The organism is Moritella sp., from assembly GCF_013215705.1.
GTDB lineage: Bacteria > Pseudomonadota > Gammaproteobacteria > Enterobacterales > Moritellaceae > Moritella.
This window is the reverse complement of sequence record NZ_JABSQR010000029.1, coordinates 1-24228: the sequence shown is the minus strand read 5'-3', so window position 1 is coordinate 24228 and position 24228 is coordinate 1. Positions and strand designations below refer to the sequence as shown.

At 38.5% G+C, this 24228-nt stretch carries 22 protein-coding genes and 3 pseudogenes; 15 read left to right on the top strand and 10 right to left on the bottom strand.

What is annotated here, in order from left to right:
• The first annotated feature begins 78 nt into the window (after positions 1 to 78).
• The 4 genes from narQ to yvcK all read left to right on the top strand — a co-directional run bounded on the left by narQ (position 79) and on the right by yvcK (position 4207).
• Positions 79 to 1797: a nitrate/nitrite two-component system sensor histidine kinase NarQ gene (narQ, locus tag HRT96_RS17360; RefSeq protein WP_293159239.1), complete on the top strand. Its 1719-nt coding sequence runs from the start codon at positions 79 to 81 to the stop codon at positions 1795 to 1797.
• Positions 1790 to 2437, top strand: a complete 648-nt coding sequence (gene narL, locus HRT96_RS17355) for a two-component system response regulator NarL (protein ID WP_293159237.1) — start codon at positions 1790 to 1792, stop codon at positions 2435 to 2437. The genes narQ and narL overlap by 8 nt, the downstream gene beginning before the upstream one ends.
• A 133-nt stretch (positions 2438 to 2570) precedes the next feature.
• Positions 2571 to 3146, top strand: coding sequence for an LON peptidase substrate-binding domain-containing protein (locus HRT96_RS17350; protein ID WP_293159235.1), 576 nt, complete (start codon positions 2571 to 2573; stop codon positions 3144 to 3146).
• Positions 3147 to 3295: 149 nt separating this feature from the next.
• Positions 3296 to 4207, top strand: coding sequence for a uridine diphosphate-N-acetylglucosamine-binding protein YvcK (gene yvcK, locus HRT96_RS17345; RefSeq protein ID WP_293159233.1), 912 nt, complete (start codon positions 3296 to 3298; stop codon positions 4205 to 4207).
• Here yvcK and HRT96_RS17340 read toward each other — a convergent pair.
• From HRT96_RS17340 to HRT96_RS17310, 7 genes and pseudogenes are all read right to left on the bottom strand, one after another.
• Positions 4179 to 4523 carry an Hpt domain-containing protein gene (locus HRT96_RS17340; RefSeq protein WP_293135465.1) on the bottom strand — a complete coding sequence of 115 codons (345 nt, stop codon included), beginning with the start codon at positions 4521 to 4523 and terminating at the stop codon, positions 4179 to 4181. The two genes, yvcK and HRT96_RS17340, sit on opposite strands and share 29 nt — an antisense overlap.
• A 36-nt stretch (positions 4524 to 4559) precedes the next feature.
• Positions 4560 to 6050 carry a SpoIIE family protein phosphatase gene (locus HRT96_RS17335; RefSeq protein WP_293159231.1) on the bottom strand — a complete coding sequence of 497 codons (1491 nt, stop codon included), beginning with the start codon at positions 6048 to 6050 and terminating at the stop codon, positions 4560 to 4562.
• Positions 6050 to 6769 carry a chromosome partitioning protein gene (locus tag HRT96_RS17330; RefSeq protein WP_293159229.1) on the bottom strand — a complete coding sequence of 240 codons (720 nt, stop codon included), beginning with the start codon at positions 6767 to 6769 and terminating at the stop codon, positions 6050 to 6052. The genes HRT96_RS17335 and HRT96_RS17330 overlap by 1 nt, the downstream gene beginning before the upstream one ends.
• A complete protein-coding gene (locus tag HRT96_RS17325; RefSeq protein WP_293159227.1) occupies positions 6766 to 8871 on the bottom strand; it encodes an SLBB domain-containing protein in 2106 nt (701 codons plus the stop codon). Before HRT96_RS17325 ends, HRT96_RS17330 begins: the two co-directional genes overlap by 4 nt.
• Positions 8868 to 9992, bottom strand: a complete 1125-nt coding sequence (locus HRT96_RS17320; protein ID WP_293159225.1) for a hypothetical protein — start codon at positions 9990 to 9992, stop codon at positions 8868 to 8870. The genes HRT96_RS17325 and HRT96_RS17320 overlap by 4 nt, the downstream gene beginning before the upstream one ends.
• Before the next feature lie 21 nt (positions 9993 to 10013).
• The gene (locus HRT96_RS17315) at positions 10014 to 10349 is read right to left on the bottom strand and encodes an STAS domain-containing protein (RefSeq protein ID WP_293159223.1); all 336 of its coding nucleotides are present in this window, start codon (positions 10347 to 10349) and stop codon (positions 10014 to 10016) included.
• Between the two features lie 1598 nt (positions 10350 to 11947).
• Positions 11948 to 12653, bottom strand: a pseudogene (locus HRT96_RS17310) (GPO family capsid scaffolding protein); the annotation flags it as partial.
• A 190-nt stretch (positions 12654 to 12843) separates the two neighbouring features.
• On the opposite strand from HRT96_RS17310, the gene HRT96_RS17305 reads away from it, so the two are divergent.
• The 5 genes and pseudogenes from HRT96_RS17305 to HRT96_RS17285 all read left to right on the top strand — a co-directional run bounded on the left by HRT96_RS17305 (position 12844) and on the right by HRT96_RS17285 (position 17826).
• Positions 12844 to 14643 carry a terminase family protein gene (locus HRT96_RS17305; protein WP_293159221.1) on the top strand — a complete coding sequence of 600 codons (1800 nt, stop codon included), beginning with the start codon at positions 12844 to 12846 and terminating at the stop codon, positions 14641 to 14643.
• Positions 14643 to 15683 carry a phage portal protein gene (locus HRT96_RS17300; protein WP_006032002.1) on the top strand — a complete coding sequence of 347 codons (1041 nt, stop codon included), beginning with the start codon at positions 14643 to 14645 and terminating at the stop codon, positions 15681 to 15683. Before HRT96_RS17305 ends, HRT96_RS17300 begins: the two co-directional genes overlap by 1 nt.
• Positions 15683 to 16006 carry a phage holin family protein gene (locus HRT96_RS17295; protein ID WP_293159218.1) on the top strand — a complete coding sequence of 108 codons (324 nt, stop codon included), beginning with the start codon at positions 15683 to 15685 and terminating at the stop codon, positions 16004 to 16006. The genes HRT96_RS17300 and HRT96_RS17295 overlap by 1 nt, the downstream gene beginning before the upstream one ends.
• The gene (locus HRT96_RS17290) at positions 16003 to 16452 is read left to right on the top strand and encodes a hypothetical protein (protein ID WP_293159216.1); all 450 of its coding nucleotides are present in this window, start codon (positions 16003 to 16005) and stop codon (positions 16450 to 16452) included. Before HRT96_RS17295 ends, HRT96_RS17290 begins: the two co-directional genes overlap by 4 nt.
• A gap of 175 nt (positions 16453 to 16627) precedes the next feature.
• A pseudogene (locus HRT96_RS17285) lies at positions 16628 to 17826 on the top strand (IS256 family transposase).
• A gap of 22 nt (positions 17827 to 17848) precedes the next feature.
• Here the strand turns inward: HRT96_RS17285 and HRT96_RS17280 are convergent.
• Entirely contained in the window at positions 17849 to 18139 is a 291-nt protein-coding gene (locus HRT96_RS17280) for a hypothetical protein (protein WP_293159214.1), read from the bottom strand.
• A 111-nt stretch (positions 18140 to 18250) separates the two neighbouring features.
• The gene (locus HRT96_RS17275; RefSeq protein WP_293159212.1) at positions 18251 to 18505 is read right to left on the bottom strand and encodes a PapB/FocB family fimbrial expression transcriptional regulator; all 255 of its coding nucleotides are present in this window, start codon (positions 18503 to 18505) and stop codon (positions 18251 to 18253) included.
• A gap of 331 nt (positions 18506 to 18836) precedes the next feature.
• Here HRT96_RS17275 and HRT96_RS17270 point away from each other — a divergent pair, with 331 nt between their 5' ends.
• From HRT96_RS17270 to HRT96_RS21995, 6 genes and pseudogenes are all read left to right on the top strand, one after another.
• The gene (locus HRT96_RS17270) at positions 18837 to 20840 is read left to right on the top strand and encodes a DUF2971 domain-containing protein (RefSeq protein ID WP_293159210.1); all 2004 of its coding nucleotides are present in this window, start codon (positions 18837 to 18839) and stop codon (positions 20838 to 20840) included.
• Between the two features lie 244 nt (positions 20841 to 21084).
• Positions 21085 to 21384, top strand: coding sequence for an IS66 family insertion sequence element accessory protein TnpB (locus HRT96_RS17265; protein ID WP_293159208.1), 300 nt, complete (start codon positions 21085 to 21087; stop codon positions 21382 to 21384).
• Complete coding sequence (gene tnpB / locus HRT96_RS17260) at positions 21384 to 21731, top strand: IS66 family insertion sequence element accessory protein TnpB (protein WP_112712075.1); 348 nt, start codon at positions 21384 to 21386, stop codon at positions 21729 to 21731. Before HRT96_RS17265 ends, tnpB begins: the two co-directional genes overlap by 1 nt.
• Before the next feature lie 108 nt (positions 21732 to 21839).
• Positions 21840 to 22358, top strand: a complete 519-nt coding sequence (locus tag HRT96_RS22005; RefSeq protein ID WP_366931183.1) for an IS66 family transposase zinc-finger binding domain-containing protein — start codon at positions 21840 to 21842, stop codon at positions 22356 to 22358.
• An 11-nt stretch (positions 22359 to 22369) separates the two neighbouring features.
• A pseudogene (locus tag HRT96_RS22000) lies at positions 22370 to 23175 on the top strand (IS66 family transposase); the annotation flags it as partial.
• A 9-nt stretch (positions 23176 to 23184) separates the two neighbouring features.
• Positions 23185 to 23382, top strand: coding sequence for a transposase domain-containing protein (locus HRT96_RS21995; RefSeq protein ID WP_366931184.1), 198 nt, complete (start codon positions 23185 to 23187; stop codon positions 23380 to 23382).
• Positions 23383 to 23703: 321 nt separating this feature from the next.
• Here HRT96_RS21995 and HRT96_RS17250 read toward each other — a convergent pair.
• Positions 23704 to 24228, bottom strand: a 525-nt coding sequence (locus tag HRT96_RS17250; RefSeq protein WP_293159203.1) for a transposase, incomplete at its 5' end; no start/stop codon positions are given.

The following is a 24228-nucleotide window of genomic DNA, read 5'->3' as shown; positions in this document are numbered from 1 at the left end:
AAATCATTGATCGAAATTAAATTGCCCTGTAAATTATAGACCTATTCACGGCTTAGTTAATCAAATAGAAAAAACTCTATGATAAAAAATATAATCCCTTCCCATCAGTCTATTATCATTTTAATCGGCCGTGGTATGTTTAGTATATTAGCGCTGGCCTCAATGCTAACTTTTATTTCCTTAGTGGCGTTATCACTCAGCCTTTCAGATGCATCATCGATCAATAAAGCGGGTGCATTAAGAATGCAAAGCTATCAAATTGCTTATAATTTGTCCCGTGGTGACTCTGAACTCATGCGTCAGGGCCATATTGATACTTTCAATCAATCACTTGCACATATTAAGAACAATATTGTCGATAATTGGGATATCTCATCTAAATTAAAACAAGAGTTCATGATAGTAGAGACCCAATGGCAAAAACAATCAGACATTCTCCATAGTGATAATCCTGAGCGATTTTTACTGTATGTTGATGAATTTGTATCAAAAATTGATAATTTTGTCCAAAATCTACAAAACCACTCTGAATATAAAGTTAAAATTATCACCCTTATTAAAGGACTGGGTATCGGTCTAATTTTTGCGGTCTGCATTATTACAATTCGCTTGATGCAAGTGCAGGTATTAAAACCATTACAACAAATATTTGCTGCATCTAATCGTATTAGGAAAGGTGAGTTTGATGTCTCGTTTGATTTTTTTTATGAGAATGAAATAGGATCTTTAGCGAGTAATATTTCGCATATGGCTAATGATTTAAACCAACTATACAGTACGCTAGAACAACAGGTCGATGCTAAAACAAAGCAGTTGAAAGAAGCAAAAGATAAAATTAATTTTTTATATACAACATCTCAAAAATTACATGTCACTCATCTCAATGCAGACATGCTCGAGCAAACATTGCAGAGTGTCTCAGAGCTTAATGGCCTTAGTTTTTATAAACTTATACTAACGGGCTCAGAAGTAGAGACTATTTACCTCAATGCGGGTGCCGATAACGGTGAGCCCACAATTGATTTAAAATTAGAACTCGAAGAACAATCCTTTGGTACGTTAACCGTGCTAAAACGTGAAGCAAATGATCAAGAACACTTACGCAGTTATTGCCGTATTATTTCGCGAGCACAGCATCGTTCTCAAAGTAATTTAGAAGCACAACGTTCATTATTGATGGAAGAACGCGCCGTTATTGCCCGTGAGTTACACGACTCACTCGCACAAGCCCTCTCGTACTTAAAAATACAAGTTGCCTTATTGAAGCGGCATTTAAAAAATCAAGATGTCACGCCAACCACGAATGAAATAGTGGAAGAAATCGATGTCAACCTAAAAGTATCTTATACACAACTGAGAGAATTATTAAATACATTCCGTTTGACACTTGATGATGCGAACCTTTCAGAAGCCATTTCAATCATGCTCGCACAACTACGTCAACGCACAAAATCCAAAATTCATCTAAGCTACAAATTAGAAGAACATTTATTTAAACCCAACCAACACATACATATATTACAAATAATTAGAGAAGCTGTACTAAATTCCATCAAACATGCGAATTCAAACGAAATAATGATTGACTGTGGCACGAATAAAAATGGTACTATTGAAGTATCTATTTCGGACGATGGTGACGGCATACCTGCTGATCCAACTAAATCCAACCATTATGGCTTAACGATAATGGATGAACGCGCTTCAAAACTGGGTGCTAAGCTAGAAATTAAAAACAATATAATAAAAGGCACCTCGGTATTACTTACCTTCGATAGGGAAAACAAACATGCTTGACAAAAGTTACACAATTTTAGTTGTTGATGACCATCCACTAATGCGTAAAGGAATCGTTCAACTGCTTACATTAGAAGAAAAATTTAATGTAATTGGTGAAGCCAGCGATGGCGTGGAAGCGATCACTCTTGCCAAACAACATGAACCTGATCTTGTATTACTCGATTTGAACATGAAAGGAATGTCAGGCTTAGATACCTTAAAAGCACTTCGCGCAGAAGAATTAAGCTCTCGCGTTGTTATTTTAACGGTTTCTGATAACAAACAAGACGTGATTAAATTAATCAATGCGGGCGCAGATGGTTATTTATTAAAAGATTCAGAACCTGATCTGCTACTAGAGCAACTACAAGATGTATTATCTGGACAACAAGCACTTTCTGAAAGCTTGATAGGCTATTTAGATTGCCTGCATGAAGATAATAACTTTGAAGAGAAACTGGCTAAGCTAACTAAACGTGAAAACCAAATTTTACTCGAAATTTCAAAAGGCTATAGCAACAAGCATGTTGCCAGTAACCTACATATATCTGAAGGTACAGTAAAGGTTCACGTTAAGAGTTTATTAAAGAAACTAGAAGCAAGTTCGCGTGTAGAAGCTGCTGTAATGTATCTTGAATTTAATCAAACTAGCGCATAATCCAATATTAGAAGTAAAAATATAGATCTCATTATGTTTTTACTTCTATTTTCAATCCAATTTAAAATCCAAGATGCAGAGTATTTAAACAAGACTATTATTAGTTATACTTCCAATGACGAATGGTCCACTCTTGCAATCTACTCAAATCGCACTATTCCCACTGCCCTCTCATATTTTACCTAACGGTAGGCTTCCTTTACGTATTATTGAAGCTCGTTACATTCGCATGATTAAAGAAAGCGCACAAGCGATGACTGGATTTGGCATTGTCATGATAGATCCCAATCAAGACGGACCATTAGGACGGATATCGCCGATTGGTACTTTCGTTAAAATCATTGATTTTTATACATTAGACGACGGATTTCTCGGCATTAATGTCGAAGGTATCAAGCGATTTATTATTGACGTCATAAAGACTGAATCTGATGGGTTACAAACCGCCAACGTTCACTACATTAGCAACTGGCCAGATCAAGAGATAACACCAAAAGAATATTATTTAGCTGACAAATTGGCAGAGATATATGTACAACACGCAGATATAAACCAACTCCACGCATTAAAAGAAATGGAGAATATAAGCTGGGTTTCGCAACGATGGTTAGAATTATTACCACTTTCAGTAACAGAGAAACAACTTTTATTGCAACAGTCTGATTGCAACAGCACCGTGGCAATACTTAAAGAATTAATGCCAACATAAACGTATTGATAAAAATATGCTCGATAACTCAAAATAATTTATTCTTTTAAAAGGTTGCGTGTTAAGTAAACAAATCTAGATAACGTCATACCAAAATATTTATTTTAAAGATATGATGTCATCTAATTCACTTAAGTTTGATCCATCATATGTTGCAAAAATCACTTTCAGACCTTGATAAAGTTGTCGCTATTGGCGGTGGTCACGGACTAGGCCGCGTACTTTCTTCACTTTCATTTCTGGGTCCAAGATTGACTGGTATTGTTACCACAACCGATAATGGCGGCTCGACAGGTCGACTCAGGCACTCTGAGAATTGTATCGCTTGGGGTGATCTCCGCAATTGTATTAATCAGTTAGTCACTCAGCCTGATATTGGTTCTTTGTTGTTTGAATATCGCTTTCAAAACGAAGGTGAGTTAAAAAACCATAACCTAGGCAATCTAATGTTAGTCGCTTTAGATAATCTCTGTGTACGGCCACTAGACGCCGTTAACCTCATTCGTAATATGTTACATGTAGAATGCCAACTTATCCCAATGTCAGAACAGCCTAGTGACTTAATCGCGGTCACACCTTGTGGTAATAACGTTCATGGGGAAGTATCCGTTGATAAAATGCAGGCATTCCCCAATCATTTAACCGTTCAACCTAATGTTGCGGCAACATTAGAGGCTGTACAGGCAATTGAGAAAGCGGAATTGATATTATTGGGTCCAGGCTCATTTCTAACCAGTATCATGCCACCACTTTTGCTTAAAGATATACAAAAAGCCTTACGCAGAACAAATGCAAAAGTAATTTACATAGGTAACTTAGAGCATGAGATAGGACCGGCATCAACCATCTCGTTACAAGAACGCTTACAATGGTGCGAAACCATGCTAGGCTTTCCACTCATTCATGCCGTAATACAAGATATAGATAAACAATCAGCGTTGACTTACCCTACCTATGTTCACGACTTACGTGAACACGTGAACAAAAACTATCACGACCGGGTAAAATTAAAAGAGGCAATTGAATCGGTTGTTAATCGCATCTTAACGCCAGTGCATTAATTGCATCTTGTAGACTACTAATTAATAATGGTAATTTCACTTGTACTTCACCAGTACTATTTGATTTTGCCATTACTTCTAATTCTTCAGCATGCTGTTGCACGATTAACGCACCATATGTACCTGCACTACTCTTTATGCTGTGGCAACTCTGCGCAACTTTATTATTATCGATATTCACCATTAAAGCTTGTAAGTCTGAAATTCGTTCTGTTGTTTCTTCATTAAACACAGCAACGAGCGCTGGTAACATGTCTTCGCCTACATCAACGAGTAATTGAGAGAATACGGATTCATTTATAATTGTGTTTTCCATTTCACTACCTCATATTTTGATATTTACACTTATAACTTAGTTATTATTTAGCTCAATGACGATTGCCGTTGCATCGTCCTTAAGCGGTTCTGGTGACAGAGATTCAAATCTTAACCATAGCTGATCCAGAATATTCTGAGCGGTTGTGCCTTTGATGCCAGTGAGTATGCTGTCAATACCATCACAATTTCTATCTATATTTTCAAAAATACCATCTGAATAGAAAAAAAGTTTTTCATCTGGTTCTAATTGTATCGTAACAGCTGAATATTCTTCGTTTGGCAAAAGTCCTAATACAGTACCTTTACAATCAATTACGTCATAACCCGTTTTGTGTAACAAGTAGGGTTGAGGATGCCCTGCGGTCGCGATTTCGCATTGATTCCCAGTTAATTTTACAACAATACACGTAAGCATACTGCTCTCTAGTAGCTGATTTAGAAATAACCTCTTTGACAAACCCGACAATAATTCAGAGGGCGATTTAGGCGTTGATGTAATTAGACCTTCTAAGTAGCCCATAATCGCAAAACTATGGAACTTAGCGACAGGCCCATGCCCCATAATATCACCTAAAATAAGTAACTTACTATCGCCATAATCATGAAAGAATACAAAATCCCCCCCACCTTCACTCGCTGGTGTATGGGCTAATGAAAAATGCCAATCATCAGCCGTTGATGGTAATGAGGGTTTGAATGGCCGACTAAGTAATTCCACCACGCGTTGTTGATAATGTAGTGCCAGCTGATTGGTTCGCCTTATCACACGAGTGCAAACTGTTAATAATGCAGTTTTAGTTATTGGTTTAATTAAATATCCATCAATCGATACCTCAGCGGCCTGCTCTTGTATTAATACATTATCATCGCCAGTTAAAAACACAAATGGCGTTAAAACCCCCTTATCAAAGGATTCAACTTTAAGCCGAAATTCAAATCCGGACATTTCAGGCATATGAATATCTGCAATAATGAGGTCACAGTCTTCATGTTCAATGAATTTAAGCGCCAGAACAGCCTCCGAAAATATATGCACCACAAATTCATGTTGCAGAAAACTTCGATATGCACACAATAGGATTCGATCATCATCAACAACAACCACGGTTAATTTTTTTGTTTGTTCTGTTAATGGACAAATAAACTCATTAATCCCATCATTACTCGTATAACAACCAGCACGGTTATTCTTTTGAATTAATGCTAATCCCATACCGCCAGTGAATAACTGACCGTTGAAGATGTCATTAACATCCACCTTATAGGGGTTAAAACTATCACCACTATCAGAAACTGCAAAATACCAATTTCCTTTCATACCTGCGAGCTGAATGCGAAACCAATTAGCAGAACCTTGGTTATGGAAATAAAGGTTCGAGAGGTACTCAGCTAACACTAACGTCACTCGATCAATTTCAGCTTGTTCCAAAGCGAGTTGGTGACACAATGTGGATAACAGACGTCGAACCTCACTAATTGAATCAAGCTTTAATGGATATTGCTTGGCGAATAGTTGTGTTTTCATCAACGGCCAAATTTTCCTTTTAGTAAATCAATATTAGAAATTCGATTAAGCAACCATTGTTTAAGCATCGGGAAACGTTTTAGTCGCCTACGCACTGAGTTTCTTAATTGCATATCGAGCGGTGGGCACTTAACATCATTGATCACGGCCCCAAGTAATTTCACATGATTGTGCTTAAAAATATCAATTGTTTTTAATACGTGACTCTCGAGCGAAATACCAGGTGCGATAACCAGTAAACTCGCATCACAGCCCCTAGCAATAACTTCTCCAGGTATATTCGAAAAATTTGTCCGAGTAATTGCACATGTATCAAATATAATAAAATTATAGTGTTGTAACCAAAATTTGATCGCATTTTTGAGCTTTATTTCATCTCGGAAGCTAATATTTTGATCTTGTCCACTTTCTGGGGCGGGTAAAATATCGATATTGGCCGAAAATTCAGTTATGCGGGCCTTTGGTAAATCAGATTCATCAAGGGACCATGGCTGCTTTGCTTTAACATATTCATTAGTGATTGCTGGTTTGAATGTATTGAGATCGACAATTAGAACTTTACTGCCTGACACTTTATGACGCCGAGCAAGCGCTAAAACTAACTCAGTAGTACCCTCCTTTCCTTGAGCGCAATTTACCGCTAAAGACTTAATATTTTCATTCATAATCAACTGATATATTTGTTCTATTTCTATAAATGTTTCCGGTAATATATTCATAACGAAGAGCCTACGATAAAGAGTGTAACGACACTCAAGGCACTACCTAATATATCCATTAACTGACTCCAATTAGACTCTTTTTCATTCGGAATATAAATGGTATCACCTGCATGTATGATTGGAATATAACGATAGTTAGGCTGGATAAAATAATGCTTCATATTAAACGTACGCGCCGTGTGTTGCATTTCCCCATTTTTAGTAACAATGACAATGCGATCGATATAAGCTTCTGTAGTAGGACCTCCGGCCATGGTTAATATGCCAACTATATCGAGTGAAGGATCATATTTGTAACGACCAGGATTATGCACAGCGCCTAATACCTGCACTATATTAGTCGTATTATTTATGACCCCTTGCTGACTCTTAGCAGGAATATAAATCGTGTCCCCAGGTAATATTTGTGGTAATAGCGTTTCATCACCCGTCTCAAAGTACATATCAAGATCAAGTGTTGATGTTTTAGCATATACTCTATTTCGATGCGTTATTTTAATGTGTTTAATATCAGCATCATTGGTCGGGCCATCCGCAGCAGATAATAAATCTAAAAAGTCTAACCGACGGTTAAAAGCATACCGCCCAGGCGAGCCAACCGCGCCAAGAATGTAAATAGAAGATTCAGATTCTTGCTTAATCCATTTCGATTTATTATCAGTTGGATCATCCGGAAGTTCTGTGAACATGACAGTGTCACCAGCCGATAACTGTGGCAGAGTTAAATAGTCACCACCCACTTTCATGAATTGCTCTAAATCAAAAATTTGCCGTTTACCTAGACCATCATTGCCAATAATAATAATCTTTGCTAAGTCTGCCTTTTCAGTTGGGCCTTCAGCGTGTCCTAATAGATCAAGAAATGTCATATCATCATCCCATTGATAACGACCGGGATTTTTCACTGCACCAATGATTTTAATTGCTTCATTATGTGCTTCAATTAACCATGATTTCTCAATCATATCGGCTTTTTCAGGTAAGAAAATAACATCCCCACCGCCAATGTCTGGAAAAGGGTTGTTTGCAGGATCATCGGAATATTTTTTTAGATCAAAACGGAATGTTTCACCATTCACTTTAAGCACTCGAATTTGCTGTGTATCGGCATATCGATTAGGACCACCTGCATTGGCGAGCATATCCATAAAGGTAATACCCTCACGGCCTTCATAAGCCCCCGGCTTGTTGACTTGCCCCATGACGTAAACAACTTGCAAACCAACTTTGATATCTTCGACCTGAATAGGCACGAAAATAGTCGTACCGGGTTTTATTTTCGGTAGTTTAGAGATATCCCCAGTATCTAGATAATGTTTTAAGTCGAAGACCTGTGGTTCTTTAGACCCTATAATTCTGATTTTACCAACGTTGGCATATCGTGTCACACCATTTGCTTTCATCAAACTTTCGATGATAGACATTCCTGGTACATAGGAAAATGTGCCGGGCGCATTCACCTCACCGAAAACAGTCACCGCTTTTTGAGTATCACTTGCGTCGCCACCTAGTTTTAATGACCTTGCATCAAAAATCATCTGCACATTGCCAGTCAATGGTGACGAAGGTACAAAGATAATATCCCCAGACCTGAGTGCCGGAAGTAGCGTTTCATCGCCTGTTTCCAGATAACGCTTAAAGTTAAAGATGATAATGTTACCACCGCGTTGTAACTGCATGTTATCGAGTTGAGCACCAGCTAACATCCCGCCAGCTTTATTTAACGCCATCTGTACATTCCCAAGTTCGGGCAGCACAACCTCACGCGGGTCATTTACATAACCTAATACTGTCACTAGTTTTTCTCGTGCTCTAAATTCAATATACAGCTTTGATATATCACGAAATACCACACTTAAAGATTGCTTTAACTCTTCTAATACTACCGTTAATTTTTTACCTTTTACATGTATTCGCCCGACTTCGGGGAGTTGAATAAATCCACTTGCATCTACTTGAAACGGTTTTTCGAACTCTTTTTCACCCGGCATAAAAATAAACAGTTGATCTCCCGAATCGATAATCTCACTTTGGGAAAACGCTATTGATGATGCAGACAAAAAAGTAAAGCACAACATAAGACAGCAGAATAATTTCATAAAGTGATCCCTTTAGGCAACGCCGCATCACTAAATAATTCACCACTGTTCAACAAAAACCGCCAGTTTTTAACTTTATGGTCTACCTCTTTATTATTCTTTGATTGCCAGATAAGCGTGCTAATTACTGGCGCTAATGGTGGTATCGCACCAAGTCTTAGTTCTTCGTATGCAACTTTGTTTTGATTTGGGTTCGCAGCTAGACTAGAGACATAATTGAGGATCACATCTGTGCGTAAATTAAGTAATTCAACATTACCTAAACTGGTAGCGAATTCCCCCTCGGCATAATTATTAGGCTTGGTATTAGATATACGAATTTCATGAATTTGAGCTGGAGTATGTTGTTGTTCAATGATTAACTGTGATTGAGATAATAGCTGAACGTTCACGCTTGGTACCTGATCAAAGAGTAAATACTGACGCATTATATCATCATAATCTTCATCATTACTCTTAGCTGAAACAGCTATCACTTCACTCGATCTATCTATAATGGTATCGACGTTATGAACAAGAATATTTTTGCTGTAATTAATTGTTAACGCATCTATGTTTGGACTTGTGGGCTCTTTAAGTAACTTATACTTAGTATATTGAATAATAATTTTAGGATTATCTAACAGTAAAAAACTGACTTGCCGAAGGCACACTTTGTACAATTCAGTCATAATTGCGTTACCCTCTTCAAATTGTGGAGCGCAATATAACAAAAGATCAAGTTGATAAATCAAAGGGTGAACAAAATTAGACGTCAATAATTGAGGGGGCAGTGCACAATTGGTATTACTACTAGTACTATTTAGATGAACAATTACATCAGTAATATGTTGTTCTAGAATGGCAATTTCGACTTTTACATGTTTCAGATCTTCAATCGAAATTGATTTATCCACACGACTATTAATTCTTTCTACTTTTTTTACATATGCCGGAATACACGTTTTTGCGCCTCGTAATTTGGCCACTGAAAAATGTAGATTCAAATAATCATAATGCTGTTTAAAATATATTCGTTCCTTTGTATGTCTTGCTACATTATCAAAATAGCCCTCTTTAGGCCAATTTGTGCATGCCGATAAAGACATACAAATAGCTATCCATAGCAATAGTTGTTTCATTCAATACCTTACGGCATTTAATTATGCCGAGCGATTACTCTCACATTCAGTAATATTTTCGATAAAAGGAATTGCATTTTCAACACGTAACATGGTCATTAATTTATAGGGCTGGCCAGATACTTTGAGTAAGGAGAGCGTACGGCGTTGTGAGGTAAGTCTTTTAAATAAAAAAACAATAGCACCAATACCTGTTGAGTCGATAAAGGAAACATTGGTAAAATCTAAAATTATATTTTCAGCATGTTTATCAACTAATGCTTCCAACCTCGGCTGTAAGCTAACAACGTTTTCAGTATCAAGATCGGTAGGTATCTTTAAAATTATGATTCCATTATGAGGTCGTAACATTTCCATCACTAATGCTCCTAGATAATACAGAATTGATCCTGAGGGCGAATTATTAGCGAAGATAAGATCTTAATATTTTCAACCTCGTTATTAATAATATAGACAATTAAACTGGAAAATGCATAAATAAAAAAATCACCAGAAGGTATTTTCACATTAGATTCAAGCACTTAAATGTACTTACTTATTATTTATCCGTGCTCACATGTCGACCTCATGTACGTTTAGCAAGCTAAAAATAAGGCCTCATTGAGGTCTTTTTATTAGCTTATATTTACCTATTTTAGCTAATTGTGGGTGACTTATTGAATTCCCCCTTCTTCGCACATATCCACATGTGGTTGTGTATAGTCACCAGTTGGCCATCATTTAATCGCCTCAGTTCAGTCTGTCATTATGTTTAATAGAGCTAAGAGAAATGAATTAACGCCAAAATAAAGGGCCGGAGCGCAGCGACGGTCCAGCACACGCGTCTTTGTGGGCGATCTTTTATTTTCTTGTTAAGTGTTTTCAAGCTAGTGCTTAGCTATTTCTTACAATGCCAGACTGTGATTAACATTCCAAAACCTTAAACTTAACTCGCTGCTCATTAGCTCTTCATAAGCCTTCCTTAGAGCTAGGATTGAACCAAAAACTAACTGGACCTACATGGTTTGTATAATCGAATGGGGTACGACCGTCGGCTAAAAAGTATATTTCGTCTATATCGATATTATCAGGTGTAACATCTAAATACTGGCCATTATCATCAGTCCATATCGCGTGGTGTTGCGCCTGAAGAAAGTCCTATTCTTTAAATATTACCCAACCAAAAACAACACGCCCCCTATTTTTCTCGGCATAGTCTTTAGTATTAAACCAACATTTCAATAATGGGTATCCACTATTATTAAGTTTTGAAACTTGCATTACCTTCCAGTCTTCAGGTTAGTTAAGCACTAACAATCCAGGTGCCTGAACAACTGACTGGTCTCTAAGTTCTTTTATTAATTCTTCTAGTTCTATTTCACTCCAGCTAAAATAGGTACGTTCATGTTTTTCATTGTCACCTTAAGCATAATCATACTTTCTATCGCAGCATCGCTCTATCCCGTTTATCTCAAATATCCCTTTGAGTTACACATAGAGCTCTCTAGAAAATATATCATGGCGGTGTCATGGCGGTTTGTATTTTATTGGATACTAATGAGTGGAATATCGTGGTTGATGTCACTCCCTAGATTTTGAGGCTATTTGTTGAAGGGACGTATTTGCATAATATAATTTTTCACTAGCGACCTTATATCAACGAAAAATAATTAACATCTTTATGTAGACTCTTTCCAACTAGATGGGCTTACAGACTATATCTGTACTTAAGTTTAAAATCATCAAACACGTCTTCCTGCGCCATATCATCAAGATTATCTTTAATAAAGGTATTTCTCAAAATACATCAAATGATAGAACGATTTTCTATTTTCAAGATCTTTTATTTCAAATGACTCTATCCCATTAATTAATTCTAATAAAAATTCAACTTGTAAATAATAATCTGATAAATTGGGGCTAATACCAAAAATAAATACATTAGTTGGTTTATCAACATTTTTGTCGGTCAACTTGTCGGTATTCACATCATCTAACAGTGCTGACGCAGTGCCTTGTTTAGCAAAGAGCACTTGCGTTGCTTGGGTATTGGCTTCGAGCGCTTGGCTAAATTTCAGCAATGGGCCACCGAGCGCATCGGTCATTGCGGCGGCAAATTCTTCGCGGTTCATGTCGTCATCATCCTTATTAAAATTAAAGAGTTTTTTAAACAGGCTCTTGGTGGGTTTGGCCGCTTCTTCTAACGCTAATGACACCTTTAATAGGTCAGTATCTGAGGGTGTATGATTAGTGTTGTCTTTTTGACCAAAGTGAATGCGGTCGGTGTAGGTACTCGCGGGATAATCCGTTACGGCAAGCCCCGTTAAATAGGTTTGTCCTGACTTCATAAAATCACGGTCAATCTCAATGCTGAAATACACAGCCTGGTTCAACTGAACAAATGACGCGTTCGGCGTATAGCACTTTAATACCGTCTTCATTTTCACCTGTGCTTAATCCGATCACATCACCCAACATACCGCCCTTAATATCAAGGTTGCTGAGGTTCTTCGCAGTCCAACCTGACCAATTACATTCGTGGTCTAAATTGATGCGTGCGCCGTACTTTTTATAGTTGTAGGTGGTAACAATATCGTCGATATCTTTTTCTGATATTTCACGACCATCTACCGTTAACCCCATGGCGGCAATGGCAAGTGGAATAGTGCGTAATTGAGCCATGTTGTTTCCTGTTTAATGTCAAAGTTGAACTAAGTGAAATCAATTTTGCCCGCAGAACAGGCCTTAATCCATCACATTAAATCCGCGTTATTCCGATCTTGGCGAAAGCGGAATAACGCGGAAATTTTCTTAAAGAATTACGTGTTTTAGGGTTATAAACTTGGCGCTTGTTCTTACCAACAGGCCAGTTATGAAACCGAGGACTCCCCGATATACAACCGAAATTATTAAAACGGCGCGCGACCATTATATTTTTGGTGGGCTGACGTTTGATGAAATTTCACAAATTGAAGGTATGCCGAGTGCAAGGTCATTACGACGTTGGGCGGATGATGGCAGTTGGAATGAGTTGTGCCCGTCGCTTAATGCCGAGACAGCGATTGCACGACGTATTGTGTTATTGGCAGATCGTGACGATAAGAGTGAAGCGGATTATAAAGAACTGGATTTTCTGACCAAACAGCAATGTGCGTTAAATCAGTCTCGCTTGCCCAGTGCCGGTATAACGAAAAAATACGGTAATGCGCCTGCGGCTCCCCAACATGAACAAACCAGTGAGCGAACCAGTAAAAGTAAGAGGCGCCAGAAGAAGATTAAAAATGATGTATCTAGTATCACCAAAGAAATGCTGGACGAACTCAAAGACAACCTGCTCTACCCACACCAATTACACTGGTTTGAACATCAAGATTATCGTAGCCGCTTTATTCTTAAACCACGCCAAATCGGCGCGACTTTCTATTTTGCGTTTGAAGCGTTTTATGATGCGGTGGTGAATGGTCGTAATAAGATCTTCATTTCAGCATCGCGGGACCAGGCGGAGATATTCAAAGCCAATATTATTGCCTTATGTCGTGAACAGTTTGGTATTGAGCTAAGCGGCTCACCACTGACCATGCGTAACAAAGGCAAGACAACAACACTGTATTTCAAATCAACCAATGCCAGGACTGCACAATCGGCATCTGGCGACTTGTATATTGATGAAGTGTTTTGGATCCCGAAGTTTAAAGAGTTACGCAGTCTTGCCCAGGCAATGGCGACCCACAAAGATTTTCGTATTACCTATTTCAGTACCCCATCGGTAACCAGCCATGAAGCTTATGACTTGTGGAATGGTCGCTGGTACCGAAAAACAAAAGCCTGTAATGATCCCGAATTTGCCATCGATGTTAGCCGCAAAACCTTAAAACATGGCTTGCTTTGTGATGATGGTATCTGGCGTCAAAAGCTCAATGTTTATGATGTGGTGGAACAAGGCTTTGACCGCATTGATATCAGCATGCTGGAGAATGAATACTCCAAAGAAGAGTTTGATAATCTCTTTATGTGCAAGTTTATTGATGATGCCCACAGTGCGTTTAGCCTTAAGCAGCTGATGGCTTGCGTGGGTAATAGTAAGAAATGGACTGACTTTGACCCAACTTGGTCACGCCCTTATGCCATGAAGCCAGTTGTTATTGGTTTTGACCCTGCGCGAACGCGAGACATTGCCTCGGTGGTGGTCTTAAGTTTACCGCTTGGACCTGATGATAAATTCAGGTTGTTGGAATCACTTAATTTAAGTGGTAACGATTTTGAAACCATGGCCAGTGAAATTAAAGAACTCACCCTTAAATACCATGTTGTGCATATCGGGGTTGATACCACCGGTATGGGCTTGGGTGTGTTTGAACTCATTCAAAAATTCTTCCCGCTGGCGATGCCAATCCATTACAACCCACACAATAAAAACAAGATGGTGATTAAGGCGCTTAATGTCATTGGCAAGAAGCGTTTTGAATTCGATGAAGGCTCAGTAATGGTTGCCAGCAGTTTTATTAACATTCGCAAGAAAGTGGTTGGTGACCAAATCAGCTATGCAACCAACCGCACCGCCGCCACAGGCCATGCTGATATTGCCTGGGCAATCATGCACGCCATGATTTACGAACCATTATCTGGTGACAGCTCGAGCACCAGAACATCAATAGGATTAGATGCCGCATAATGAATTCAACTAAGAGTACGACCACTGAACCGGTTAAAAGCAAATCTATCGACACCTTTAGCTTTGGTGACCCTGAGCCGTGTTTAGACAATCGCATGACCGAATACATCGGGCTTTACGCAGATATGGATGGGTTATATTCACCGCCCGTGAGTTTAGCCGGCTTGATTAAATTGCTACGGGTAAATGCCCAACATGGCCCTATTTTATATTTTAAACGCAATATGATTTTGAAATGGTTTAAGCCTAATGCGCTATTAACGCAGCGCACCTTTAAGAAGTTTGCGTTTGATTATTGTTGGGCGGCGAATGCATATTTGCAGATCATTAAAAATGCATTCGGTAACGTCATTAAATTAAGGCATTTACCTGCGCTATCTATGCGCTATACCTCGACACCTGGTGTTTATGCGCAACGGTTAAGTAATGGCAAGGTCCTGCGTTTTAAGAAAGGCGAAGTTATCCACCTAAAAGAATACGACCCGAACCAGGGTATCTATGGAATCCCTCAATATTATGGCGGTATTCAGTCTGCGTTATTGAATGAAGATGCCACCCTGTTCCGCCGTAAGTATTACAAGAACGGCGCACACATGGGGTTTATCTTTTCGATGGCGGATCCCAATTTATCGACCGAAGATGAAGATGATTTGAAAGCAGCGATCAAAGATTCTCGCGGTGTGGGTAATTTCCGCAGTCTGTTTATTAATAACCGCAGTGGTAAGGCTGATGCAGAGAAGGCAATTAAGATTATTCCGGTGGGTGATATATCGACCAAGGATGAATTTGAGCGCATTAAGAAGATGACGTTAAACGATATGTTGAGTATGCATCGCGCCCAAGAAGCATTAAGCGGGCAAACATCCGGTGATAGTCCGGGCTTTGGTGACCTAGATAAAATCACTCGCGCGTATTACAACAATGAAGTGGTGCCTATGCAGCAAGATATGATGGAGATTAACGAGTATTTACCCGCGGCACTGCATATTGAATTTTCAGTGCCAGAGTATTCCGACTTAAACCCGAGGAGTGAAGACTGATGGAAGAACTGATTATTTTTATTCGTCAGTGGGGGCAGCTGTGTTTGTTGTCGTTACTGGCCGCGGCAACGCAAATGTATATGTCTGGTACCCGTATTACCTTTTTTCATTATTTTATGTCGGTGCTGATGGCCATTTTGTCAGCTTACATTGCGGAAATCTTTTGCACTTGGCTTGGTCTGAATGATGATTTAAAAACGGGGATTATTGGCATTGCGGCGTATGTTGCGCCGCATATTTTAACCGGCTTAAATGCACTGGCTAAAGCCGTATCAAAAGACCCTAAGCACTTTTTGGATATTATTATGAGGAATAAATCATGAGTTGGCTTACTTCGTTATTTAGTTTTATTTCGGCACCGATTGCAGATTTGTCGGGGAGCTATCGCGAGCGTAAACGTATTGCGGCAGAAATGGCGGCATCGATTGCGACTGCAGAAGGTAACCTTAAGTTGGCCAAGTTGGATGCGGAAGCTAAACGCTTGGCTAACCAGGAAGGTAACGACGCTGATTATGATCTGCAGGTGTTGAAGAACCGGCGCGAATCGATAATGGATGAAATTATTATTACGGTGTTTTTAGGATTATTCATTGCCCACTTTGTGCCACAGCTGCAGCCGTATATGGCTGATGGTTGGCAGGCGATGGGTTATAAAGGCGCGCCCTGGTACTTTGAATTTGTAATTGTGGGGATTGCTGTTTCAACGCTGGGGTTAATGCGATTGTTTAGGGCGTTCTGGGGGATGAAGGGAGACAAGGTTAAGGGTTAGTACACAGCACTGCGTTGGGCAGTGCTGTCGTTTAATTTAATTAACTAAACTAAAACACGCTTGATCAATTTTTGTATGCAACCTAAGATAACGTGGTGAAAACGATGAATAGGCCCTGTCCCGAAATCTGTGTAATTACCTATTATTAACTTAATCATATTAAGGATAGGTAATTATGACAAAGCAAGAACTTGAAGCCTTTGCAAAGGAAGCCGCAAAAGGCTTGAAATCCCAACAAGATCTACTCGATTTTAGTCAAATGTTAACTAAGATCACCGTTGAAGCAGCGCTCAATGCAGAGTTAGACGAGCACCTTGGTTATGAAAAAAACCAAAAAGACTCTTCAATAAATTATAGGAATGGTCATACTTCCAAGACGCTAAAAACTGAAGATGGTCAATTTCAACTTGATACGCCAAGAGACCGTGAAGGTAGCTTCGAACCTCAGCTGGTGAAGAAAAACCAAACACGTTTTACGTCGATGGATGATAAGATCCTGAGCCTTTACGCCCGAGGGATGACAACCCGCGATATTGTTGATTCCTTTAAAGAAATGTACAACGCAGAGATTTCTCCAACCCTGATATCCAAAGTAACCAACGCTGTAATGGAAGAAGTTAACGAGTGGCAAAATCGACCGCTAGATAGCATCTATCCTATCGTTTATTTAGATTGTATTGTAGTTAAAATACGTCAAGACAATCGCGTCATTAACAAAGCCGTATTTCTCGCTTTAGCCATCAATCTTGACGGTGAAAAAGAACTGTTAGGCTTGTGGTTCGCTGAGAATGAAGGCGCTAAATTTTGGCTGAATGTATTAACAGAATTACAAAATCGTGGTGTTGAGGATATCCTAATCGCGTGTGTAGATGGCCTGAAAGGCTTTCCAGATGCAATTAACACAGTTTATCCAGAAACCCATATTCAGCTTTGTATCGTACATATGATTAGAAATTCACTTAGATTTGTATCCTGGAAAGACTATAAAGCAGTAACCGCAAATCTTAAGCGAATTTATCAGGCAGATACTGAAGATATAGCCTTAATGGAACGAGATGCATTTTCAGAACGTTGGGATGATAAATATCAAAGTCATGGATTAGTAATTGGGAGAATCTAAATACGTTTTTCAGATATCCTAAGGATATCAGAAAAGCAATTTACACAACGAATGCCATTGAATCGCTCAATAGCGTTATTCGTAAAGCAGTTAAGAACAGGAAGGTATTTCCAAGCGATGATTCAGCTAAAAAAGTAGTGTATTTGGCGATCCGTTCAGCTTCAAAAAAATGGTCAATGCCGATCCATAACTGGAAAGCAGCGATGAATCGTTTTATCATTGAATTTGAAGACCGATTAAAAGATCATCTCTAAAACTGTAATTACACAGAATCATTTACAGGGCCGATGAATACTCATATCCAGTTTCTTTATGATTTATCTGCCAATAAATATCGTCACTAAAAACTTCTTTTATCCTATCTTTATGAAAAAAAAGGTAATCGCCATTACTTGCAATAAACAAATAATGATAATTACAGTTTAGTTGAGCTCTCACACCTGAAAATAACTTAGAACCATGTATTTTAGTGGGCCCTGATATTCTCTTTTCTTTAAATAGCCATTCTATTATTTTTTCACTATAGGCTTTTTTTGAATATGGTGAGTTGTTTACTACTTCAAGCATCGTACTGTCCTCATAAAATGGCCTTTATAAGGATGTCACTCGCCCTGATAAAGGCCGAGTGATCTAAATCGTTTTTGCGACCCTGCAACTATAATTATTTTTAATAATAAATCAAGCGTTTACTTTATCATTCCAATCCATCTCTTTAATCTGCTCAACAACACCAGCAACACCATTCAATCGCTTTAATGCCCGGTTAAAGTTCTGTTGTGATACATCATTCAACATGGCTGCATCATTTTCAGCTAATCCTTTAGTTAGATGGTCAACCAATGCACTTTTAATATTTTCACTACCAATTTTGGTTAACTGTAAAAGCAGATTGATTCGTTTTTCAGGCTCTAAACCTTTCGTTAAAAACTTCATAAAATTAACATCACTTAACTGATTGGGGCAAATTAATGTTTATCGCTTAGATAAACCTGAGTGGTCTGTCATTTAGTGGCAAACAATGTCACAACTTTGACATTAGCGATCCTTAAATGATCGTTAAGATCCTTTATAAATAAGGCTTGAGCAATATCAGCGTGTCCATCGTCATGTCAAAAACGCAAAAAAATTGCGAAAACGCGGTAGGCGAAGAGGAGTGAATCCTATTGGTGCGCGAACACATTTAATATATAATTCAAGCTATTGAAATAAAATTAAAATTATACATCGGATGATATAAAGAATGAGTGGTAATGGAACCAGTAACATGAGTGCAAAAGAAATTTTTGATCTTGCTATAAATTACTACTTCGGTACTGACGTCAAGAAAAATAAGGAAAAGGCAGCCGAGTTATTTGAGGAAGCTGCTAACGCAGGCTATAAATTTGCCATTAATAATCTTGCTTTTATGTATAAAAATGGTGATGGGGTCAAAAAAGACACGGAAAAAGCAGTTATGCTATTACAACAAGCTGCTGATGCAGGTAATGGAAATGCAGCTTACGATCTGGCTGAAATGTACTTTAAAGCAGATAGTGTACCGTTAGACATGAAAAAATCAGCTCAATTATTACAGCAATCCGTTGATGCTAATCATCCAACCGCAGCGTATAACCTTGCTTTAATGAATTATGACGGCATACACATTGAAAAAAATAAGCAAAAAGCAGCCATTCTGCTCCAAAAATCAGTGGACCTAGGTAATGCAAAAGCTGCTTATAATCTTGCTGTGATGTATCAAACTGGGGATTACTTCGAGCAAGACTTACAACAGGCGGCCGTATTTTACCAAAAATCTATGGACTTAGGTTATGACGAAGCCATAAATAACCTCGCCATGATGTATAAGGATGGTGAGGGTGTTGAGCAGAATCTAGACAAAGCATTCGCTCTGTGCCAGCAAGGTGCAAAATTAAATAATTCAAATGCCACAAATAACCTTGCTGTGATGTATAAAAATGGTGACGGCATCTCAAAGGATCTAAAGAAAGCTGTAAAGTTATTCCAGCAAGCCGTCAAGTTAGGTAATTCAAATGCCATGAATACTCTTGCCGGAATGTATAGAAATGGTAATGGCGTAATTAAAAACATGGATCAAGCTGTTGATTTATTACAGCAAGCCAGCACCTTAGATAATTTAGATGCCATTTATAACCTTGCCCTAATATATAGCCATGACGATATTCTTAAAGACAGAAAAAAATCAATAAGCTTATTTACTGAAGCTGCAGGTAAAGGTCATGCTAGGGCTGCTTTGCATATGCCGCATAAATTAATCGCCCAATTATTTAATAAATTAGATAAATTAGATAAATTAGAAGACAACTTCTTAGAATTAGAAGATACCATTAGGGCTATCAAAGAACGTCATATTTACACTAAAAAGTCTCCTCTAGCTCATTTTACCTCGTGGCCTGCTATTGAAAATATTATCCCGGAAACAGCTAAAGAAAATAATGTACTAAGACTGTATAATGTAGATTATATGAATGACCCAACTGAAGGACGTTCATTGATGAATGTCAAAAGTACTAGTTCAGAAAACTCTAATGTATTTTTAAATGATATTTTTGAAAATACCATCTTTTCAAATGAAACGAACACAATTAATTCAGTGCCTCCATCTATCTACTCACTTTATTTTACTGAATCATCTGACCGTTTAGACCTATGGCGCGCATATGGTAATGACGGTGACGGCTTTAGTATTGTCACGACTTTCCCAAGCGGTGGTATAGAAGAAATTTCTAGCCGGCAAACTCTAGATACCTTTGCAAAACATATAGATATGAATGATATACAAAAAAATCACCTTAATACTCAACCAAATACACCTCCTATTTTATTCCATGTTTTCTATGACGATAAAAATAAATTAAAAACAATTGAAAGATTAAATATCCCCTTAAAAAAAATTGAGGATAAATTATCAAAACTTAATGAAGTGGCTAAAAATGAAATCTATTACGTATTATATGCCACTTTGTTAGAAGTTATGTATCTATATAAGGATGAACAATATTCAACAGAAAGAGAAGTCCGTGTAATTCAAGCAATGTCTTTAGATGACGTAAAACTAGACGAGAGAAAGCCTGGGCGACTATATTGTGAAACAACACCATTCTTATTTAAAAATGCGTCATCAAAAATTGTTATTGGTCCTAAAGTACAAGATAGGCGGGTTGCATTATGGAATTTGAGATATCGGTTGAAGAAAAATGGCTTTGGAGACACAACAAGCGTTGTATTTTCTGACGTCAACTATCGATAAGTGAACACTAGGCATATTGCTCTCAAGTCAATATGCCTAACTAACCTCTTCCATCAGGCCTATCCAAACAATTCTCACTGTCTTTCCACTAGCATTTTCCGAACTCGTCCAATCAATAACAGATCAACAATGAACGTGTAGCCACACTTGGCACCCGAACACTGTAAGCGTCTGGCCAACAACACCTTCATCTAATTTCTGATCTCAGTTATGTTACTTCCAAGTCAAACAAAAGGAAATAACAATGAAAATAACGCGTAACGAAACACAATGGCAGACCCTAATACAAAATCAACAAACCAGTGGTTTAACGATATCCGATTACTGCCAACAACATCAATTGCCAAGCTCCAGTTTCTACGCTTTCAAGAAAAAACTAGGCTTAACATCCAACAGCTTTGTTCGCGCTAAAGTGACCCAGCAGATAGAATTTATTGAAGAGCAGCAGCCATCAATCACACTCACGGTTGGTAAGGCAAACGTCAGTTTTCCTGCAGCAACACCCGCGACATACTTGGCTCAAATACTGCGTGAGTTAAGCTAATGAAACTCTTTATTAAACCATCCGCCGTTTTTTTACATCGTGATTTCGTCGATTTTCGTAAATCAATAAATGGGTTAGCAGCCATTGTTGAAGATGAGCTTAATCGTAACGCTTACACGGGAGAACTGTTTGTATTTTGCAATAAAGCCAAAGACAAACTAAAAATATTGTATTGGGATAAGACTGGTTTTGCGCTTTGGTATAAACGCCTCGAAAAGCAAAAGTTCAAATGGCCGAGTAACATCGATTGCAATGAATTTGAATTAACGGATGAACAATTTAAGTGGCTGCTATCAGGATTTGATGTGCTTGGTCACCAAGAGTTACAGTATCAATCGATGATCTAACGCGATTGAAATTGTCATATCTAGTAGTCAACGATCGTTGACGCACCCCCTTTATACTCATTACCGTCAAATGCGGTATCATTTTGATAAATTTGCTAAAATGAGCAGATGAAACTTGATGCGAACTTATTACCAGACGACCCTGAACAACTCAAGAAAATGCTGCTTGAGTTGCAGGCTGTCATCATCAAAAAAGATGAAGAGCTCAATGAAAAAGACGCTATTTATCAAGAATTACTCGAACGTTATAATATAAAACTGGCTAACGAATACGGCAAAAAATCAGAAAAAATGCCTGGTGCCGATGAAATTTTCAATGAAGCCGAAGTCACGCTTGATGAACAAGACAACCAAATATTAACAAGCGTCACACCCGAGAGCGAAACAGAAAAAAAAGTAAAACCAAAGCGTAAACCACTACCGCCAGAACTCCCACGAAAAGACGTTATCATTGATATTGATGACACGGATAAAATATGTGATTGTTGCAGAAATCCTTTACATAAAATGGGCGAAAGTAGCAGCGAAAGCCTTGAATTTGTCCCCGCTCATATTAAAGTTATCAAAACCATTCGCCCGAAGTATACCTGCCGACATTGTGAAAAAATGGGATTGAAAGTGATGTGAAAACGGCCCCGATGCCAGCGACACCAATCCCTAAAAGTATTGCTACCGCGAGCTTGTTGAGCCAAATCATCACCTGTAAATATCAATTTGGTTTACCGCTTTATCGACAAGAAACAATGTTGAGTGACATCGGCATCACGTTGAGTCGGCAAACAATGTCGAGCTGGATATTACGTTCCGCAACATTACTTGAACCTTTATACATGCGCTTGAAAAAAACATTGATCGCAGAGCCAAGTATACATGCGGACGAGACGCCACTAAAAGTAATCAAAGCAGAAAAAGCGACAAGCTATATGTGGGTATATTGCTGTGGAACAGATGCATTAGGCAGTAACACCAATATAGTGTTATTCGATTATCACAATAGTCGTAGAGCCCAATGTACGATCGATTTTCTTGATGGTTACCAAGGTTACATGCACGTTGATGGATATAAAGCTTATGAATCAACGCAAGCAACATTGGTTGCCTGTCTTGCGCATATCCGCCGTAAATTCATCGATGTTAAAAAGGTACAAAGCAAAAAGAAAACAGGGAAAGTGGATGTCGCATTAAATTTAATTGGTAAGTTATATGGAATAGAAAAACGCATTAAAGGAAAATCAGTCGAAGACAAATTTACCATTCGGCAATCACAAGCCAAGCCGATTGTAAAAATATTATATGACTGGCTCATCGAGCACAAAGAAAAATCCCACCCAAAAGCAAACTTGGCGAAGCGATTAGCTACAGCTTAAACCAATTTGAAAAATTCCAGCGCTATCTTGAAGATGGTCGATTGAGCATTGACAATAATCGCGCAGAACGTGCAGTAAAGCCCTTTGTGATAGGGCGTAAGGCCTGGTTATTCTCGTACACCAATACAGGTGCTAACGCGAGTGCCATTTTATATAGTTTGGTTGAAACAGCGAAAGCGAATAATCTCATCGTGCATGATTATATCGCAAGCTGCTTACAGCAGATTGCTGAAAACCCGAATGATATTGACGCATTACTGCCATGGAATATTAAGCGTAGCTAGGTGGTGTTGCCCAGACGCTTACGTCCTATCGGCTTAACAGCTTTTCTAGCATTACACTTTGGCCAGGTTTTCAGTAGGTTGGTCTTACCTTTTATGCATCATCATTTTGTAAAATTTTAAATTATTATGGTCATTATGCTGCGAGTAAAATAGGTTTATATTCAGTTTCATATCGAAGTATTGCCCATGCAGTTCTAACAATTTTGTTAGCCAGTGCTATACACGTTTTCTTGAAGCCAATCCGTTCAACGATCTGACGCAGCCAAGCATCTTTTTGCGTTCTCGGTTTTTCAGGTAACCTTCCAAGATGCGACATTGCGCCTAGATACAGCAGAGACCGTAATTCTTATCAATACCAATCATGAATACTTTGCCACCCGAACTATGTTGCTTCGGTGTAAGCCCAACAAACGCAGAAGCTTGACGGCCATTTTTAAACTGTTTCCCATCTCCTAACGTTGTGTAAAGCATAGCTGCAATGGCCTCGCCAACACCTTCAATTTTCATCAACCTTTTGCACGGTTCAATTTGTCGCGTTAAAGCATTTTTTTCTTTTTCAAAATCCTTCAACTCATTTTTAAGCTGCTTGTATTGCTCCCAAAGGATAGCCATCACACCGATGACATTAGCAGGGATATTTGTTTCTCCATCTGAAACAGTTTGAACTGATGCTTTCAACCCTTTTTCACCCTTGGGGTTAGCAACTCCGTAACCCAAGAGTGACCCTCTAATGTGCTGACCAAGTGAAACTAAATTTCGAGATAGGAAGCGACGGCTGCTTTCCAAAGATTGCATAGCCTGCTGTTCTAGGGACTTCGGTGGGCTATATTTGATACCAATTTGAAT

Bases quoted from the DNA above. Each gene is read 5' to 3' on its own strand.
- narQ (WP_293159239.1), top strand. From the start codon at position 79: ATGATAAAAAATATAATCCCTTCCCATCAGTCTATTATCATTTTAATC.
- narL (WP_293159237.1), top strand. From the start codon at position 1,790: ATGCTTGACAAAAGTTACACAATTTTAGTTGTTGATGACCATCCACTA.
- yvcK (WP_293159233.1), top strand. From the start codon at position 3,296: ATGTTGCAAAAATCACTTTCAGACCTTGATAAAGTTGTCGCTATTGGC.
- HRT96_RS17340 (WP_293135465.1), bottom strand. From the start codon at position 4,523: ATGGAAAACACAATTATAAATGAATCCGTATTCTCTCAATTACTCGTT.
- HRT96_RS17335 (WP_293159231.1), bottom strand. From the start codon at position 6,050: ATGAAAACACAACTATTCGCCAAGCAATATCCATTAAAGCTTGATTCA.
- HRT96_RS17330 (WP_293159229.1), bottom strand. From the start codon at position 6,769: ATGAATATATTACCGGAAACATTTATAGAAATAGAACAAATATATCAG.
- HRT96_RS17325 (WP_293159227.1), bottom strand. From the start codon at position 8,871: ATGAAATTATTCTGCTGTCTTATGTTGTGCTTTACTTTTTTGTCTGCA.
- HRT96_RS17320 (WP_293159225.1), bottom strand. From the start codon at position 9,992: ATGAAACAACTATTGCTATGGATAGCTATTTGTATGTCTTTATCGGCA.
- HRT96_RS17315 (WP_293159223.1), bottom strand. From the start codon at position 10,349: ATGGAAATGTTACGACCTCATAATGGAATCATAATTTTAAAGATACCT.
- HRT96_RS17305 (WP_293159221.1), top strand. From the start codon at position 12,844: ATGAAACCGAGGACTCCCCGATATACAACCGAAATTATTAAAACGGCG.
- HRT96_RS17300 (WP_006032002.1), top strand. From the start codon at position 14,643: ATGAATTCAACTAAGAGTACGACCACTGAACCGGTTAAAAGCAAATCT.
- HRT96_RS17295 (WP_293159218.1), top strand. From the start codon at position 15,683: ATGGAAGAACTGATTATTTTTATTCGTCAGTGGGGGCAGCTGTGTTTG.
- HRT96_RS17290 (WP_293159216.1), top strand. From the start codon at position 16,003: ATGAGTTGGCTTACTTCGTTATTTAGTTTTATTTCGGCACCGATTGCA.
- HRT96_RS17280 (WP_293159214.1), bottom strand. From the start codon at position 18,139: ATGCTTGAAGTAGTAAACAACTCACCATATTCAAAAAAAGCCTATAGT.
- HRT96_RS17275 (WP_293159212.1), bottom strand. From the start codon at position 18,505: ATGAAGTTTTTAACGAAAGGTTTAGAGCCTGAAAAACGAATCAATCTG.
- HRT96_RS17270 (WP_293159210.1), top strand. From the start codon at position 18,837: ATGAGTGCAAAAGAAATTTTTGATCTTGCTATAAATTACTACTTCGGT.
- HRT96_RS17265 (WP_293159208.1), top strand. From the start codon at position 21,085: ATGAAAATAACGCGTAACGAAACACAATGGCAGACCCTAATACAAAAT.
- tnpB (WP_112712075.1), top strand. From the start codon at position 21,384: ATGAAACTCTTTATTAAACCATCCGCCGTTTTTTTACATCGTGATTTC.
- HRT96_RS22005 (WP_366931183.1), top strand. From the start codon at position 21,840: ATGAAACTTGATGCGAACTTATTACCAGACGACCCTGAACAACTCAAG.